Below are 16,323 nucleotides of genomic sequence, written 5' to 3'. Positions count from 1 at the left end.
TTGATCGACTGGTATTTCGGTGCGCCGCGGCGCGCGTTGGCGCTGATCTGCGCCGCCTGCGTGGCGATGCTCGCCTTCGGGCTGTATCTGCAACATGTGGTGGGCCTGGAGCCGTGCCCGATGTGCGTCGTGCAGCGTTATGCGCTGGTGCTGCTGGCGGTCTTCGCCGGGCTGGCGTCCACGAGCCGCCGTCGCGGCTTGCAGTGGACGGGCGCCATGCTCGCACTGGTCATGGCCGTCGGCGGCGCCTACACCGCTGCGCGCCAGAGCTGGCTGCAATGGCATCCGCCGGAAGTGGTGAGCTGCGGCCGCGACATCTACGGAATGATCGAGACCTTTCCGCTGCAGCGCGCCTTGCCGATGATCTTCCGCGGCAGCGGCGACTGCTCCAAGATCGACTGGACCCTGTTCGGCCTGTCGATCGCGAACTGGTCCTTCATCGCCTTCACGGTGCTGGGCCTGCTGCTCCTCGTGCTGCTGCTGCGCCGCGCGGGTCAGAGCGGCAGGGTGTCGAAGGCGGCATAGGCCGTCGCCAGCCAGCCCTTCACGCGCTGGCGCTCCAGCAGCCCGAGTGCGTGCGGGCCTTCGCGGTCGTTCACCGCCTTCCAGAAGCTGGTGTTGCGCCCGTCGATCTTGCGCATGCTGGCGTCGTGCAGGCGCGGCAGTGCAATGACGCGGGCGCCGTTCGTGATCGCCTTGCTGAGCGACTGCGAGCCGAGCAGCAGCGCGAAGTCGTTGCCGCGGCCGTAGTTCTGCACCACGATGTAGTTGGGCCGGTTGCCGAAGGTGTCGACCAGCGTGCCGAGCAGGTCGCTCGAATCCTTGCCGTCGTCGAGCACGTGCCAGAAGTTGACCGCCACGCCGAGTTCGGCGAACACGTCGAACAGGTCCGACTCCTTGATCCATCGCGACAGCGGTGCCAGCGTCTGTGCCGCGAGGTCGACGATCACGCTTTGATGGGGATTGGCCTCGAAGCCGTTCACCACCGTGTCGAGGCCCTCGAAACTGTCGACCACCACCTGCGAGGCGAAGCCTTCGTAGAAGCGGGTGAACGAGTTGTGCGAGCGGTCGGTGTCGAAGCCGACGAAGGGCCGGCTGTGGTCGATGAAGTACTGCGCCAGAACCCGTGCCGTGACCGACTTGCCGACACCGCCCTTTTCGCCGCCGATGAAATTGATCGAACTCATGGAATTCCTCGGAGAGAGTGGGATGGAAAAGTGCGAAGCATTCTAGGTGCGGCGCCGCGCGCGGCCTACCTCGGCACCATCGAGAAGAAGGGTCCGAGGCTGCCGAGAAACCAGTTCTGGCCGAAATCGAGCGCCGCACGGCGGTACTTCTCGTCGGCCTGCGCGGCCAGCAGATCGAGGCGCGCCACCACCTTGGAGAGCTCGCGGTCGACCACCAGATTGCGGCCGCGCTCGCTGATCTCGGTGGCCAGCAGCAGGGGCTGGCCGTCCGGGCCGGTCTTGGAGCCGATGAGCCAGAGCGAGATCTCGACATTGCGTGCGGCCCGGTAGCTGTTCTCGGCATTCACGCCGTCGAGCATGCTCTGCTCCCAGGTGCCGCCATTGGCCTGCTTGAGCAGCGACGCCCAGCCGACCACCAGCGCCGCGACGCGGTCGCCCGCATAGGGCTTCGGATGGGTCTCGAAGGCCATGCGGATTGCGTCGATGCCGGTCGCACCCTGCAGGTCGGGCAGGGAGCTCTGTTGCGAGATGGCGTCCCAGGTGCGTTGAATGGCGTCTTCCGCGCTCGTGGCCCATTTGTGCCATTCGCGCGGGTTGCGGCGATAGAGCGACAGCTGCACCCGGCGGATCGATTGCAGGTTGTCGCGCAGCGCGAGGTTGGCGATGCGGTTGGCGCTGGTCTGGATCCATTCGTTGCCGGCGTAGGGTTGCGCGCGCTCCGTCGTCGTGCAGGCCGCAAGGCCCAGCAGCATCGCGGCCACGCCGAACAGCAGCGCGCGATGCCATACGCAAGGGGAAACGGGGAAATCGCTCATGGGCCGCACGTTATCATCGTCGCCTCGGGTGTCGGCCGGTCTTCGGACTACGGGCCGCTGAATTTTTCTTACAAATCAACACCTTGGCAAAAGCCAGGCTCAAGGCCGACCCGTCGTGCGTCTCAATTCCATCAAGCTTTCCGGCTTCAAGTCCTTCGCCGAACCCACCAACTTCCTGCTGCCAGGTCAACTCGTCGGCGTCGTCGGGCCCAACGGCTGCGGCAAGTCGAACATCATGGATGCGGTGCGCTGGGTGCTCGGCGAATCGCGTGCTTCGGAGCTGCGCGGCGAGTCGATGCAGGACGTCATCTTCAACGGCACCACCACGCGCAAGCAGGCCAGCCGTTCGAGCGTCGAGCTGGTGTTCGACAACGCCGACCACCGGGCCGGCGGCCAGTGGTCGCAGTTCGCTGAGATCGCGGTGCGGCGCGTGCTCACGCGCGACGGCAATTCGAGCTACTACATCAACAACCAGCCGGTGCGCCGGCGCGACGTGCAGGACGTGTTCCTCGGCACCGGCCTCGGCCCGCGTGCCTACGCGATCATCGGCCAGGGCACGATCAGCCGGATCATCGAATCCAAGCCCGAGGAGCTGCGCCTCTTCCTCGAAGAAGCCGCCGGCGTGTCGAAGTACAAGGAGCGCCGCCGCGAGACCGAGAACCGCCTGGGCGACACGCGCGAGAACCTCACGCGCGTCGAGGACATCCTGCGCGAGCTCAACAGCAACCTCGAGAAGCTCGAGAAGCAGGCCGAGGTCGCCGCGCGCTACAACACGCTGCAGGGCGATGCCACGCGCAAGCAGCACCAGCTCTGGTTCCTGAAGCGCAGCGAAAGCGAAGCCGACCAGGGCAAGATCAAGGCCGACGCCGAGAAGGCGATCAACGACCTCGAATCGCGCACCGCCGACCTGCGCCACATCGAAGCCGAACTCGAGACCGTGCGCCAGGCACACTACGCCGCCGGCGACCAGGTCAACCAGGCGCAGGGCAAGCTCTACGAGGCCAGTGCCGAGGTCGGGCGGCTCGAAGGCGAGATCCGTTTCGTGGTCGAGGGCCGCCAGCGCGTCGAGCAGCGCCTCGGCCAGCTGCGTGAGCAGATCGCGCAATGGAGCACGCGCCGCGAGGATGCCGAGGCCGAGATCGAAACCCTGGCTGGCCAGGGCGTCAATGCCGAGGAGCAGGCCGAGCTGCTGGCCGCGCAGCTCGAAGAGCACGACGCCCGCATGCCCGAGCTCGAAGAGGCGCAGCAGCGCGCGCAGGACGAGGCCAATGCGCAGCGCGCCACGGTCGTCCAAGTGCAGCAGCAGATCCAGGTGCTGGCCGCCGATCAACGCAATATCGAAGATCAGAGCCGCCAGCTCACGCTGCGCGCCGAACGCTTGCGCAGCGACCAGAGCGCGCTTGCCGCCCCCGACGAAACCCGCCTGCGCGATCTGCAGGCGCAACTGGCCGCGGCGCAGGAGGCCTCCACCGAAGCCGATGCCCGCCTGCACGAGCTGCAGGAAGCCGTGCCGCAGCTCGACGACGACCGCCGCAACCGCCAGCAGGCCGTCAACACCGAAGGCGCGCGCCATGCCGAACTCTCGGCACGACTGGAAGCGCTGCGCGCGCTGCAGGAAAAGGTCAAAACCGACGGCAAGCTCGCGCCCTGGCTGGCCAAGCACGGCCTCGAAAGCCTGCAAGGCCTGTGGAGCCGCATCCACATCGAGCAGGGCTGGGAGAACGCACTCGAATCCGCATTGCGCGAGCGCCTGGGTGCGCTCGAGGTCAGCCGGCTCGACATGGTCCGTGCCTTCGGCGGCGATGCACCGCCGGCCAAGCTGGCCTTCTACACGCCGCCAGTGGCGGGCCTGCCGCAAGCGCCCAGCGCCTTGCCGCGCCTGTCGGATCTGCTGCGCCTCGGCGATGCCGGACAACAGGCCTTGCTGGCCGAATGGCTGCATGGCTGCCACACCGCCGCGACGCTCGAAGAGGCGCTGGCCCAGCGCGACAAGCTGCAGCCCGGCGAGGTGATCTACGTCCAGAGCGGCCATGCCGTCACCGCGCACAGCGTGAGCTTCTACGCGCAGGATTCCGAGCAGGCCGGCCTCCTGGCGCGCCAGCAGGAAATGGAGAACCTCGAGCGCCAGCTGCGCGCCCAGACGCTGATCAGCGAGGAGTCGCGCACTGCCCTGGCACGCGCCGAGGCCGCGTACGGCGATGCCGCTCAGCGGCTCGTCACGGCGCGCCGCGAAGCGGCCGAGACACAGTCGCGCGCGCATGAACTCCAGGTCGAGACGCTGCGCCTGTCGCAATTGGCCGAGCAGACCCGCGCGCGCAGCGAGCAGCTGTCATCGGACCTCGGCGAAGTCGACGCCCAGCTCGAAGAGCTGCAGGAAAAGCGCGTCGCCGCCGAAGGCCGCTTCGACGAACTCGACATGCAGCTGGCCGACAGCCAGGAGCGTCATGCGCAGCTCGACGAGCGCGTGATCGAGGCCGCCCGCGTGCTGGCCGCCAGCCGCGAGCAGCATCGCAGCCTGGAGCGCCAGGCCCAGGAGGCCACCTTCGCCCAGCGCACGCTCGAAGCGCGGCGCGGCGAACTCGGCCGCGCCATCGAGACCGCCGTGCAGCAGACCACCTCGCTCACCGAAGAGGACGAACGCGCGCGTGCCGAACTCGGCCGCCTGTCCGACGCAGCCGCACAGGCCGGCCTGCAGGATGCGCTGGCGCTCAAGCTCGAACGCGAAACTGCGCTCGGCGGCTCGCGCAGCCAGTACGACGACCTCACGCTCAAGCTGCGCGCCAGCGACGAACGGCGCCTGCAGCTCGAGCGCGAACTCGATCCGCTGCGCCAGCGCATCACCGATTTCCAGCTCAAGGAACAGGCTGCGCGCCTGGGCTTCGAGCAGTACCAGCAGTTGCTGGCCGATGCGCAGGCCGATCTCGAAGCGGTCGCGCTGTCGATCGAGACCGACAAGGTGCGGCTCGGCGGCCTGCAAAGCGAGATCGACCGCCTGAACCGCGAGGTCGCTTCGCTCGGTGCGGTCAACCTCGCCGCGCTCGACGAACTCGCCGTGGCCAGCGAGCGCAAGACCTTCCTCGATGCCCAGTCGGCCGACCTGAACGAGGCGATCACCACGCTCGAGGACGCGATCCGCAAGATCGACGCCGAAACCCGCGACCTGCTGGGCGGCACCTTCAAGATCGTCAACGAGCACTTCAGCCGCATGTTCCCCGAGCTCTTCGGCGGCGGCAATGCGCGGCTCATGATGACCGGCGACGAGATCCTCGATTCGGGCGTGCAGGTCATGGCGCAGCCGCCGGGCAAGAAGAACCAGACCATCCACCTGCTCTCGGGCGGCGAGAAGGCGCTGACGGCCATCGCGCTCGTGTTCGCGATCTTCCAGCTCAATCCGGCACCTTTCTGCCTGTTGGACGAGGTGGATGCGCCGCTGGACGATGCCAACACCGAGCGCTATGCCAAACTCGTGACCGCCATGAGTCGTGAAACCCAGTTCCTCTTCATCAGCCACAACAAGATCGCGATGGAGATGGCCGAACAGCTGATCGGCGTGACCATGCAGGAACAGGGTGTGTCACGCATCGTGGCGGTCGACATGGAAGCTGCGGTGTCCATGGTCGAAGCCGCTTGAACAGGGACATGGACCGCGCATGAGCAGCCTCACCGTCGCGCTGGCGATCCTCGGCGGCCTCGTGCTGGCCGCAGTCGTCGGCTTCAACACGTGGATGTCGCGCCGCAACGAGCCGCGCCAGCCCGATGCGCGAGACAGAGAAGCGCCCGACACTGTTCGGGCGGAGTCGACGCAGGACCAGGAACCGGTGCTGCATGTCGAGCCGCAATTGATGCACGGCACCGAGCGGCACGAGCCGCTGTTCGACCCCGACCTGCCGGCGCCCAGCGCGTTGCCCATGCCGACGGCCGAGCGGCGCGGCGGGCTCGATCCGTTGATCGACGTGATCGCGCCGGTGTCGCTCGATGGCCTCGCCTCGGGCGATGCGGCCATTGCGGCCATGCCGGCCACGCGGCGCGCCGGCAGCAAGCCGGTCGCGATCGAGGGCCTCAACGAACACACGGGCGAATGGGAACTGCCGGCGCCGGGTCAGCGCTACGGTGCCTTCCAGGTCGGCGTGCAGCTGGCCAATCGCACCGGCGCGCTCAACGAGATCGAGTACTCCGAATTCGTCGTCAAGGCTCAGGCCTTTGCCGATGCGCTCAACGGCGCGCCCGAGTTTCCCGAGATGCTGGACGAGGTGGCGCGCGCCCGCGAGCTCGATCAGTTCGCGAGTTCGCACGATGCGCAGCTGAGTTTCGTGCTGCGCGCGCTGCATGCGGCATGGAGTCCCGGCTACGTGCAGCAGAACGCGGCGCGCCTGGGCTTCGTGGCGGGCATCATTCCGGGCCGCATGGTGCTGCCCGCGGGCGAGGTCGGCCTGCCGCCGATCCTGGGCCTGTCCTTCGACACGCAGGCCGCGCTGGCCGACGATCCTGCGCAGTCGGCGATCCGCGAACTCGCGCTGAGCCTCGACGTGCCGCAGGTCGATCGCGGCGAACGGCCCTTCGAGCGCATGCGCGAGGCCGCGGCCACGCTGGCGCGCGAGATGGACGGCGTCGTGACCGACAGCGATGGCCAGCTGCTGCGCGACGACACGATGGACGTGATCGGTGCGGATCTCGAACAGCTTTATGACACGCTGGATACGCGCGATCTCTCGGCCGGCTCACCGCTGGCGCGGCGCTTGTTCAGCTAAGCTGTCCGGCTTGTTCAGGAGACTTTCATGACAACGCGAGAGAAGGCGGCTCGCGAAGCGGCCGCATTGGCTGAACAGCTGCACCGCCACGCGCATCTCTACTACGTGCTCGATGCGCCCGAATTGCCCGATGCCGAGTACGACAAGCTGTTCCAACGCCTGCAGGCCATCGAAGCGGAATACCCCGAGCTGCGCACGCCCGATTCACCCACGCAGCGCGTCGGCGGCAAGCCGCTCGACGGCTTCGTCAAGGTGCGCCACAAGGTGCCGATGCTGTCGATCCGCACCGAGACCGACATCACGCCCGCGGGCGCGAGCGCCTTCGATGCGCGGGTACGCAAGGAGCTCGGCCTGGCGGAGGACGCGCCGCAGGTCGAGTACGTGTGCGAGCTCAAGTTCGACGGCCTGGCCATCAACCTGCGCTACGAGCACGGCGTGCTGGTCCAGGCCGCGACGCGCGGCGACGGCGAGATCGGCGAAGAGGTGACACAGAACATTCGCACGATGCAGCAGATCCCCCTGCGCCTGCATGGCGAGGCTTCGGCGCTGCCGCCGGTGGTCGAGGTGCGCGGCGAGGTCTACATGCGGCGCGACGACTTCGAGAAGCTCAACGAGCGGCAGCGCGAGAAGATCGCTGCCGGCCAGAAGAACGAGAAGGTCTTCGTGAACCCGCGCAATGCCGCGGCCGGCGCCGTGCGCCAGCTGGATCCGGCGATCGCGGCCGACCGGCCCCTGAGCTTCTTCGCCTACGGCCTCGGCGAGGTCACGCCGCCGGAGCAGGGCGGGCCGGACTGCGCGACGCAATTCGACTGGCTGACCCAGTTCGATACCTGGGGCTTTCCGGTTTCGACGAAGAGAACGCGCGCCCGTGGTGCGAGCGACCTGATCGAGTTCCACGAGACGATGGGACGTGAGCGCGATACCTTGCCCTACGACATCGATGGAGTCGTCTACAAGGTCGACAGCCTCGAGCTGCAGCGGCAACTCGGCTTCGTCTCGCGCGAGCCGCGATGGGCCGTCGCGCACAAATACCCGGCGCAGGAGGCGATGACGCGCGTGCTGGGCATCGACGTGCAGGTCGGGCGGACCGGCAAGCTGACGCCGGTCGCGCGGCTGGACCCGGTATTCGTGGGCGGCACCACGGTGGCGAACGTGACGCTTCACAACCTGTTCGACATCCGGCGCAAGAAGGTGCGCGTGGGTGACATGGTCATCGTGCGGCGAGCGGGCGACGTCATTCCCGAAGTGGTGGGCATCGTGGGCGATTCGCGTCGGTCCTATGTTCCGAACTTTCGCATGCCGCGTCACTGTCCGATCTGCGAAAGCGACGTCGTGCGCGAGCGGGGCGAAGTCAATCACCGCTGCACGGGCGGCCTCTTCTGCGCGGCCCAGCGCAAGGAAGCCATCCTTCATTTCGCCGCGCGGCGCGCACTCGACATCGAAGGCCTCGGCGACAAGCTGGTCGAGCAGCTTGTCGATGCCGACCTGATCCGGACCTTGCCCGATCTCTACAAGCTCGGCTTCACCACGCTGGCAGGCCTGGACCGCATGGCCGACAAGTCGGCCAAGAACATCGTCGATGCGCTCGAGGCGTCGAAGAAGACCACGTTGCCGCGCTTCCTGTTCGGCCTCGGCATCCGCCATGTCGGCGAGAGCACCGCGAAAGACCTGGCCAAGCACTTCGGCACGCTGGACGCGATCATGGATGCCAGCGAGGAGCATCTGCTGGAGGTCAACGACGTCGGGCCGGCGGTCGCGACCAGCCTGCGCACCTTCTTCGATCAGCCGCACAACCGCGAAGTGGTCGAGCAGCTGCGCGCCTGCGGCGTGCACTGGGAAGAGGGCGAGCCGGCCGCGCGCATCCCGAAGCCGCTGGCGGGCAAGACCTTCGTCATCACCGGTACTCTTCCTACGCTCAGCCGCGACGAAGCGAAGGACAAACTGGAATCGGCCGGCGCCAAGGTGGCGGGCTCGGTGAGCAAGAAGACCGACTATGTGGTGGCGGGAGAGGAAGCCGGCAGCAAGCTCGACAAGGCGCGCGATCTTGGCGTGGCCGTGATCGACGAGGAGCGCATGCTGGAGATTCTTCGGAGCGGACTCTGAGCGTCGCACCTGTCTTTACCGGACGTTACGCAGGCTTCACACGTGCGCGGTCAACAGCGCCTACAACCGTCCGTTGAAAGAACCAGGAGTCCATCATGAACAGAATTCGTCTACTCGGTACTTGCATTGCGCTCGGCGGTGTCGCCGTCCTGAGCGGCTGCGTCGCGGTCCCCGCGGGGCCGGCTTACGGCGGGGCGGTCTATTCGGGCGGACCCGTGTATTCGGAACCCTACTACGACCCGGCGCCCGTCGTGGTGGCGCCGCCCTCGGTGTACATCGAAGGCGGTGGCGGCTATTACGGACGGCCCGGCTACTACGGGCGACCGGGCTATTACGGCAGGCCGGGTTACTACGGCCCGCGTCCCGGCTTCGTGCCGCGACCGGGCGTCGGGCCGCGTCCGGGCATGGGGCCGAGGCCGGGCTTCCCGCGCGGCGGCGTGGCACCCGGTGCAGGCGTGGGCGGCCTGCGGCTGCCGCCCACGGGCATGCCGCGTGGCGGCGGTCAGCACGGCGACGGACCCTGACCCCACGGCCGACCGCGTGATGGGGCCATCGCGATAATCCCGCCATGGCCATTCGCGAAATTCTCAAGATGGGCGACCCGCGCTTGCTGCGCATCGCGCAGCCCGTCGCCGCCTTCGACACCGACGAGCTTCATCTGCTGGTGCGCGACATGTTCGAGACCATGCACGCCGTCCACGGCGCGGGGCTCGCGGCGCCGCAGATCGGCGTCGACCAGCAGCTCGTGATCTTCGGCACCGACGCCGTCAATCCGCGCTATCCGGACGCGCCACTGGTGCCGCGCACCGTGCTGCTCAATCCCGTCATCACGCCGCTGGGCGACGAGGAGGAAGAGGGCTGGGAAGGCTGCCTGTCGGTGCCCGGCCTGCGCGGCGTCGTGCCGCGCTTCGCGCACATCCGCTACACCGGCTTCGATCCTTATGGCGATCCCATCGACCGCACCGTCGAGGGTTTCCATGCCCGCGTGGTGCAGCACGAGGTCGATCACCTGCTGGGCAAGCTCTACCCGATGCGGGTGCGCGACTTCTCACGCTTCGGCTACACCGAGATCCTGTTTCCGGGCCTCGATGCGAGCGAGGACGATTGAGAGCAGTTGGCCGGCGCAGCCGGGCCCCTTCGGGAAACACCGCGGGTCCGGCTCTGCCGGTCCGCAGGTGTTGCCCCCTGCAAGGGGGTGGGCGGCCACACGAAGTGGGCAAGCCTGGGGGTTAGTTCAGTCTTCCGCTGCTGCCGCCGATGCTGAAGCGGCCCGCGCCGAGGAAGGTGATTGCCAAGGCGGCGAACAGGTAGAGGCCTTCCAGTTCCAGCACCCAGCCGCCGCTCTTGCCGAGCGACCACAGGTTGTTGCCATGGACGAGCCAGAAGGTGAACAGCATGTTGATCACGACGATCCATGCCGCCGGCCGCGTGTAGAGGCCGATGATCAGCAGCACCGGCGCGACGATCTCGCCGACATAGACAAGATAGGCGACCGCACCCGGAAGGCCCTGCCCGGCCAGCATGCCGGAGATGCCGGCGACGCCGGCATGGAGCTTGGCAATGCCGTGCAGCAGAAGCAGGACGCCCAGCGTGACGCGCAGAACGAGTTTGCCTGTGTCGTCGGAACGGATCATGTCGAATCGCCTTTCTTGTTTGAAGGCGCGATTGTGGTCGAAGCCGGCGGCGTTTGCCGGAATGAGCTTCCAACTGCTGGTTCTTTGGCAGAGTCCGGGGCGCCACCGTAAACTGCCCGCTGCCGTCAATTCCCAGAGGAACCCGAGAATGAACAACCAACGCATCCGACCCGCACTGGCCGCCGCAGCCGCCGCCCTGGCCTTCGTCGCCGCCCCCGCCTTCGCCGGCAAGACGCTCGACGCGGTCAAGCAGCGCGGCACCGTCAAGTGCGGCGTGACCAACGGCGTCGCCGGTTTCTCGGCGCCTGACACGCAGGGCAACTGGTCGGGTCTGGACGTCGACACCTGCCGTGCCGTCGCGGCCGCGGTGCTGGGCGATGCGAAGAAGGTCGATTTCGTGCCGCTCAATTCGCAGCAGCGCTTCTCGGCCCTGCAGGCCGGCGAGGTCGACATCCTCGCGCGCAACACCACCTGGAACCTGACGCGCGATGCCTCGCTCGGCTTCAACTTCACCACCATCACCTACTACGACGGCCAGGGCTTCCTGGTGCCGAAGAAGCTCAAGGTGACCAGCGCCAAACAGCTCAAGAACGCCACCATCTGCACGCAGTCCGGCACCACCAACGAGAAGAACGTCGCCGACTACTTCAAGGCGCAGAACATCCCCGTCAAGACGGTGGTGTTCGAAAGCTTCGAAGCCTCGTTCAAGGCCTTCTTCGCGGGCCGCTGCCAGGCCTTCACGACCGACTCCTCGGCGCTCGCAGGCCTGCGCAACAAGGAAGCGCCGAATCCGGATGACTACGTGATCCTGCCCGAGCTGATCTCCAAGGAGCCGCTCGCGCCGCTGGTGCGCCGCGGCGACGATGAGTGGTTCGCCATCGTCAAGTGGGTGCCCAACGCGCTGATCGAGGCCGAAGAGGCCGGCATCACGCAGGCCAACATCGACGATCTCAGGGCCAACAGCAAGGACCCGGCGCAGCAGCGCCTGGTCGGCAGCGGCGACGACCTGGGCAAGCTGCTCGGCCTCGACAAGGACTGGTCGTACCGCGCGATCAAGGCAGTGGGCAACTACGGCGAGATCTTCGAGCGCAACGTCGGTCCGAAGTCGGTGCTCAAGCTGCCGCGCGGCGCGAACAATCTCTGGAGCAAGGGCGGCCTGATGTACGGATTGCCCGTCAGATGAGTCGGCCGGCGCCGGGCGGGCGTCGTGCCGTCTGGCTCGCGTGGGCGGTGCAGGCCCTGTTGCTGGCGGCCGTGCTCGGCGGCGTGCTCTGGCTGGGCCACCACGCGCTGGAGGTGCTGCGCGCACGCGGCGTGCGCTCGGGCTTCGACTTTCTGCTGCAGTCGGCCGGCTTCGAGATCTCCGAAGGCTGGCTCGACTTCGACGCCGGCCAGCCTTTCTGGCGCGCGTTCCTCGCCGGGCTGATCAACACCATTCGCGCCTCCATTCCCGCGGCGGTGATCGCCGTCGTGTTCGGCACGTTGCTGGGCATCGGCCGGCTGGCGCCGCACGTGCTGGTGCGCGGCATCTGCGCGGCCTACGTGGAGACGGTGCGCAACGTGCCGTTGCTGGTGCAGCTGCTGATGCTGTACTTCGCACTCACGCAGCTGCTGCCCGATTCGACCGAACCGCTCGAACTCGCGCCCGGCTTCTGGCTGAGCAAGGGCGGCCTGTCGATGCCCTGGCCCGTGGCCGGCGAGGGCGGCTTCTGGCCCACGCATTTCGACTGGCCCGAACGTGGCAGTTTCAACGTCAGCGGCGGTGCGGCACTGAGCCCGGAATACCTGGCCGTGGTGATCGCGCTCGCGCTCTACACGGCCGCTTTCGTGGCTGAGATCGTGCGCGCCGGCATCGCGTCGGTCTCGCAAGGCCAGAAACTGGCAGCGCAGGCGCTCGGGCTTTCGCCGCACCAGCAGCTGCGCATCGTGGTGATGCCGCAGGCCCTGCGCGTGATCGTGCCGGCACTGACCAACCAGTTGCTGAGCCTGACCAAGAATTCCTCGCTCGCGGTCGCGGTGGGCTACCCCGAGCTGGTCTCCATTGCCAACACCTCGCTCAACTCGACCGGCCGTGCCTTCGAATGCATCGCGGTGATCATGGCGGTGTATCTGCTGATGTCGTTGCTGATTTCTGGGGTGATGAACCGCTACAACGCGCGTGTCGCGCTGCGAGGGTGGCAATGAACCGTACGGTGCGGCCGGCCATCGAGTGGCGCAGGGACCTCTGGGGTTCGCCGCTGCGGGCGCTCGCGACGCTGGTGCTGGCACTGCTCATCGTATGGGTGGCCCTGCACGCGCTCGACTGGGGCGTGGTGCACGCCGTGTTCCGCCCCGATGCCGAAGCCTGCCGCGCGTTGCGGCATGGCGCCTGCTGGGGTGTGATCGCGGAGAAGTGGCGACCCTTCCTGTTCGGCCGCTATCCCTATGAAGACCAATGGCGCCCGGCGATTGCGGTCGGCGTGCTGTCGGCGACCACCATGCTGAGCGCCTGGCCGCGCAGCTGGCGCGTCTGGCTGCTGCCGCTGTGGGTCGTCGTGCTCGCGCTGTTCGTGGTGCTGATGCGCGGCGGCGTGCTCGGCCTGGCCATGGTGCCGACCAGCCGCTGGGGCGGCCTGCCGCTTACGATCGGGCTCGCGGTGGTTGGGCTGGCGCTCGCGTTTCCGCTGTCGCTGCTGCTGGCGCTGGGCCGGCGTTCGCAATGGCCGGTGGCGCGCACGCTCAGCGCCACCTACATCGAGCTGGTGCGGGGCGTGCCGCTGATCTCGGTGCTGTTCATGGCCTCGTTCCTGCTGCCGCTGCTGTGGCCCGCGAGCTGGCAGCCGGACGTGCTGGTGCGCGTGCTGGCCGGCCTTGCGCTGTTCGTCGCGGCCTACCTGGCGGAGATCATCCGCGGCGGCCTGCAGGCCGTGCCGCGCGGCCAGATCGATGCCGCGATGGCGCTCGGCTTCGGCCGCTGGGCGGTGCAGCGCGACATCGTGCTGCCGCAGGCGCTGCGACTGGTCGTGCCGGCAATTACCAACACCGTCGTCGGAACCCTGAAGGACACCTCGCTGGTGACCGTGGTTGGCCTCTTCGAACTGACCGGCGCGCTGGGGCTGGCCCTCGGCGGCGATCCGACATGGCGGCCGTTCTACCTCGAGGGCTACCTGTTCCTGGCGCTGGTGTATTGGGTGATGTGCTTCGGGTTGGCGAGGTACGCCGGGTGGCTGGAGCGGCGACTCGCTGCCGGCCGGGACTAGCGACGCTCAGGCCGCCAGCGCCTCGAGCAGTTCGGTCTCGATCGCCAGCTGCGCGCGCTGCCCCTGCAATTCCGGTCCGCTGATCAGGAAGGTGTCCTCGACCCGTTCGCCGAGCGTCGTCACCTTCGCGAGCTGAAGATTCAGATGATGCCGCGCCAGCACGCGTGCGACCGAATACAAGAGGCCGGTGCGATCGCTGGCCGAGATGTTGAGCAGCCAGCGCTGCGCCTTCTCGTCGGGCAGGAGGCTGATGCGCGGCTTGATCGGAAAACTCCGCACCCGGCGCGAGACGCGGCCCTTGCTCGGCGGCGGCAGCGGCCCGGCTTCGCCGAGCGTTTTCGCCAGCCCGGTCTCGACCATGCTGATCAGGTCGCGGTAATGCTCGGGAATGAAGGTCGCGACGACCTGGAAGGTGTCCAGCGCATAGCCGTTGCTCGCCGTGTGGACCTTGGCATCCAGGATGCTGAACGAGGCCTGATCGAAGTAGCCGCAGATGCGTGCGAACAAGTCGGGCTGATCGGGCGTGTACACGACCACCTGCAGGCCTTCGCCCACCGGCGACAGCCGGGCGCGCACCAGGGCCGGCGCATGCGGATCGACCGGTATGCCGCGCGGCGGCACGTGGCGCGACAGCTGCTTGGTGTGCCACGCGATCTCCGACGCATCGTGGCGCATGAAGTAGCCGACGTCGAGCGTCTCCCACAGCGCCTTGTGCGCCTCGAAGGGTTGCGCATACAGCGCCAGCTGGATCAGCGCGTCGCGCTTGCGCGCCTCGACCTCGGCGCCCGGATCCGGCATGCGTCCGCCCAGCGCGCGCAGCGTCGATCGGTAGAGGTCTTCGAGCAGCTTGCCTTTCCAGGCATTCCACACGCGCGGCGAGGTGCCCCGGATGTCGGCGATGGTCAGCAGGTACAGCGCCGTCAGATAGCGCTCGTTGCCCACGCGTTTGGCGAAGGCGCCGATCACCTCCGGGTCGCTCAGGTCCTGCTTCTGCGCGACCTGGCTCATCACCAGGTGCTCAGCCACCAGGAACTCGATCAGCCGGCTGTCCTCGCGCTCGATCTCGTGCTGGCGGCAGAAGCGCCGCACGTCGCGCGCACCGAGCTCGGAGTGGTCGCCGCCGCGGCCCTTGGCGATGTCGTGGAACAGCGCGGCGACGTACAGGATCCACGGCTTGTCCCAGCCCGCGGCGAGCTGCGAGCAGAACGGATACTCGTGCGCATGCTCGGCGATGAAGAAGCGCCGCACGTTGCGCAGCACCATCAGGATGTGCTGGTCGACCGTGTAGACGTGGAACAGGTCGTGCTGCATCTGCCCGACGATGCTGCGGAACACGCGCAGGTAGCGCCCCAGCACCGAGGTCTGGTTCATGAGCCTGAGCGCGTGCGTGATGCCGCGCGGCTCCAGCAGCATGCGCATGAAGGTCATGTGGTTCACGCGGTCGTTGCGGAACTTGCTGTCCATCACATGGCGCGCGTTGTAGAGCGCGCGCAGCGTGCGCGGCGCGAGGCCGTTGACGCCGATCGTCTTCTGGTAGAGCAGGAAGGTCTCGAGGATCGCGTGCGGATCCTTCAGGTAGAGATCGTCGCTCGCCACCTCGATCAGCCCGGCCTTCTCGAAGAAGCGGTCGTTGATGCGCGTCGCTTCCTCGGCCTGCGGCTGCAGGCGTTCGGCGATGTTGAGCAGCAGGATCTGCGTGAGCTGCGACACCGCCTTGGCGGCCCAGTAGTAGCGGCGCATCAGCGCTTCGCTCGCCCTGCGCTGGGACTCGCCGGCATAGCCGAAGCTGGCGGCGACGGCGGTCTGCAGGTCGAACACCAGCCGGTCCTCGCGGCGGTTGGCGATCACGTGCAGGCGCGCGCGGATCAGGCTCAGCAGCGCCTCGTTGCGCTTGATCTGCTGCACCTCGAAGGGCGTGGCCAGGCCGGACTTCGCGAGGTCGTCCCAGCGGTTGCCGAAGCCCGCCGCCTTGCTCATCCACAGGATGGTCTGCAGGTCGCGCAGGCCGCCGGGCGATTCCTTGCAGTTGGGTTCGAGCGCATAGGGCGTGCTGTCGAACTTCTGGTGGCGGTGCCGCATCTCCTGCGACTTGGCGGCGTAGAAGGCTTGCGGGTCGATGGCAGCGAGGAAGCGCTTGCGAAATCCCGCATAGAGCCGCTTGTCTCCGACCACGAGCCGCGATTCGAGCAGCGAGGTCTGGACCGTGACGTCCTTCGAGGCCTCGGCCAGGCATTCATCGACCGTGCGCACGCTGGAGCCGATCTCGAGGCCCGCATCCCAGCACTGGCCGATGAAGGCTTCGAGCCGCTCGGGCGCGATGTCGGCCGCATGATCGTCGGGCAGCAGCAGCAGCACGTCGACATCCGAATAGGGGAACAGCTCGCCGCGCCCGAAGCCGCCGACCGCGACCAGCGCGAACGCATGCGCGAATCCGGCCTCGGCCCACAGTGCGCCCAGCGTTTCATCGGCCAGCGCCGACAGCTGCCGCAATGCGGTGTGGACGCTGCGCGTCGGCGCGCGCGCGCTGCGCAACTGGTCGAACAGCGCGAGCTTGCGCGCGCGATAGGCGTCACGCAGCGACGGGATGTCGACCATGA

Annotated in this window: 13 protein-coding genes; 9 read left to right on the top strand and 4 right to left on the bottom strand. The window is 67.7% G+C overall.

Features of this window, described 5'->3' with window-relative positions; translation table 11 throughout:
* Entirely contained in the window at positions 1-525 is a 525-nt protein-coding gene (locus tag WDLP6_RS13820; RefSeq protein ID WP_162592783.1) for a disulfide bond formation protein B, read from the top strand.
* Here the strand turns inward: WDLP6_RS13820 and WDLP6_RS13815 are convergent.
* The gene (locus WDLP6_RS13815) at positions 495-1,187 is read right to left on the bottom strand and encodes a mobilization protein (protein WP_162567754.1); all 693 of its coding nucleotides are present in this window, start codon (positions 1,185-1,187) and stop codon (positions 495-497) included. The genes WDLP6_RS13820 and WDLP6_RS13815 overlap by 31 nt on opposite strands.
* A gap of 65 nt (positions 1,188-1,252) precedes the next feature.
* Positions 1,253-2,002, bottom strand: a complete 750-nt coding sequence (locus WDLP6_RS13810; protein WP_162592782.1) for a hypothetical protein — start codon at positions 2,000-2,002, stop codon at positions 1,253-1,255.
* Between the two features lie 115 nt (positions 2,003-2,117).
* Here WDLP6_RS13810 and smc point away from each other — a divergent pair, with 115 nt between their 5' ends.
* The 5 genes from smc (at position 2,118) to def (ending at position 9,961) form a co-directional block, all read left to right on the top strand.
* Positions 2,118-5,633, top strand: coding sequence for a chromosome segregation protein SMC (gene smc / locus WDLP6_RS13805; protein ID WP_162592781.1), 3,516 nt, complete (start codon positions 2,118-2,120; stop codon positions 5,631-5,633).
* 19 nt (positions 5,634-5,652) lie between these two features.
* Positions 5,653-6,750, top strand: coding sequence for a cell division protein ZipA C-terminal FtsZ-binding domain-containing protein (locus tag WDLP6_RS13800; RefSeq protein WP_162592780.1), 1,098 nt, complete (start codon positions 5,653-5,655; stop codon positions 6,748-6,750).
* Positions 6,751-6,777: 27 nt separating this feature from the next.
* Positions 6,778-8,853, top strand: coding sequence for an NAD-dependent DNA ligase LigA (gene ligA / locus WDLP6_RS13795; RefSeq protein WP_162592779.1), 2,076 nt, complete (start codon positions 6,778-6,780; stop codon positions 8,851-8,853).
* Positions 8,854-8,948: 95 nt separating this feature from the next.
* The gene (locus tag WDLP6_RS13790; protein WP_162592778.1) at positions 8,949-9,377 is read left to right on the top strand and encodes a hypothetical protein; all 429 of its coding nucleotides are present in this window, start codon (positions 8,949-8,951) and stop codon (positions 9,375-9,377) included.
* Positions 9,378-9,421: 44 nt separating this feature from the next.
* The gene (def, locus tag WDLP6_RS13785) at positions 9,422-9,961 is read left to right on the top strand and encodes a peptide deformylase (protein WP_162592777.1); all 540 of its coding nucleotides are present in this window, start codon (positions 9,422-9,424) and stop codon (positions 9,959-9,961) included.
* A gap of 121 nt (positions 9,962-10,082) precedes the next feature.
* Here def and WDLP6_RS13780 read toward each other — a convergent pair whose 3' ends face one another.
* Positions 10,083-10,487 carry a DoxX family protein gene (locus WDLP6_RS13780; protein WP_162592776.1) on the bottom strand — a complete coding sequence of 135 codons (405 nt, stop codon included), beginning with the start codon at positions 10,485-10,487 and terminating at the stop codon, positions 10,083-10,085.
* Between the two features lie 148 nt (positions 10,488-10,635).
* On the opposite strand from WDLP6_RS13780, the gene WDLP6_RS13775 reads away from it, so the two are divergent.
* Genes WDLP6_RS13775 through WDLP6_RS13765 form a run of 3 tightly spaced genes read left to right on the top strand, consistent with a single transcriptional unit; the run spans position 10,636 to position 13,726 of the window.
* The gene (locus WDLP6_RS13775; RefSeq protein ID WP_162592775.1) at positions 10,636-11,670 is read left to right on the top strand and encodes an amino acid ABC transporter substrate-binding protein; all 1,035 of its coding nucleotides are present in this window, start codon (positions 10,636-10,638) and stop codon (positions 11,668-11,670) included.
* Complete coding sequence (locus tag WDLP6_RS13770) at positions 11,667-12,671, top strand: amino acid ABC transporter permease (RefSeq protein ID WP_162592774.1); 1,005 nt, start codon at positions 11,667-11,669, stop codon at positions 12,669-12,671. The genes WDLP6_RS13775 and WDLP6_RS13770 overlap by 4 nt, the downstream gene beginning before the upstream one ends.
* Positions 12,668-13,726, top strand: coding sequence for an amino acid ABC transporter permease (locus WDLP6_RS13765; RefSeq protein ID WP_162567744.1), 1,059 nt, complete (start codon positions 12,668-12,670; stop codon positions 13,724-13,726). The genes WDLP6_RS13770 and WDLP6_RS13765 overlap by 4 nt, the downstream gene beginning before the upstream one ends.
* A 6-nt stretch (positions 13,727-13,732) precedes the next feature.
* On the opposite strand, the gene WDLP6_RS13760 is transcribed toward WDLP6_RS13765, so the two are convergent.
* Complete coding sequence (locus WDLP6_RS13760; RefSeq protein WP_162595093.1) at positions 13,733-16,321, bottom strand: [protein-PII] uridylyltransferase; 2,589 nt, start codon at positions 16,319-16,321, stop codon at positions 13,733-13,735.
* Positions 16,322-16,323 lie beyond the last annotated feature (2 nt).

Source organism: Variovorax sp. PBL-E5, from assembly GCF_901827185.1.
Lineage (GTDB): Bacteria > Pseudomonadota > Gammaproteobacteria > Burkholderiales > Burkholderiaceae_C > Variovorax.
Note: the sequence above shows the minus strand (reverse complement) of the source record. Positions and strands in the feature narration are given on the sequence as shown.

Coding starts and splice junctions, on each gene's coding strand:
- WDLP6_RS13815 (WP_162567754.1), bottom strand. CDS start 1,187: ATGAGTTCGATCAATTTCATCGGCGGCGAAAAGGGCGGTGTCGGCAAG.
- WDLP6_RS13810 (WP_162592782.1), bottom strand. CDS start 2,002: ATGAGCGATTTCCCCGTTTCCCCTTGCGTATGGCATCGCGCGCTGCTG.
- WDLP6_RS13800 (WP_162592780.1), top strand. CDS start 5,653: ATGAGCAGCCTCACCGTCGCGCTGGCGATCCTCGGCGGCCTCGTGCTG.
- ligA (WP_162592779.1), top strand. CDS start 6,778: ATGACAACGCGAGAGAAGGCGGCTCGCGAAGCGGCCGCATTGGCTGAA.
- WDLP6_RS13790 (WP_162592778.1), top strand. CDS start 8,949: ATGAACAGAATTCGTCTACTCGGTACTTGCATTGCGCTCGGCGGTGTC.
- def (WP_162592777.1), top strand. CDS start 9,422: ATGGCCATTCGCGAAATTCTCAAGATGGGCGACCCGCGCTTGCTGCGC.
- WDLP6_RS13780 (WP_162592776.1), bottom strand. CDS start 10,487: ATGATCCGTTCCGACGACACAGGCAAACTCGTTCTGCGCGTCACGCTG.
- WDLP6_RS13775 (WP_162592775.1), top strand. CDS start 10,636: ATGAACAACCAACGCATCCGACCCGCACTGGCCGCCGCAGCCGCCGCC.
- WDLP6_RS13770 (WP_162592774.1), top strand. CDS start 11,667: ATGAGTCGGCCGGCGCCGGGCGGGCGTCGTGCCGTCTGGCTCGCGTGG.
- WDLP6_RS13765 (WP_162567744.1), top strand. CDS start 12,668: ATGAACCGTACGGTGCGGCCGGCCATCGAGTGGCGCAGGGACCTCTGG.
- WDLP6_RS13760 (WP_162595093.1), bottom strand. CDS start 16,321: ATGGTCGACATCCCGTCGCTGCGTGACGCCTATCGCGCGCGCAAGCTC.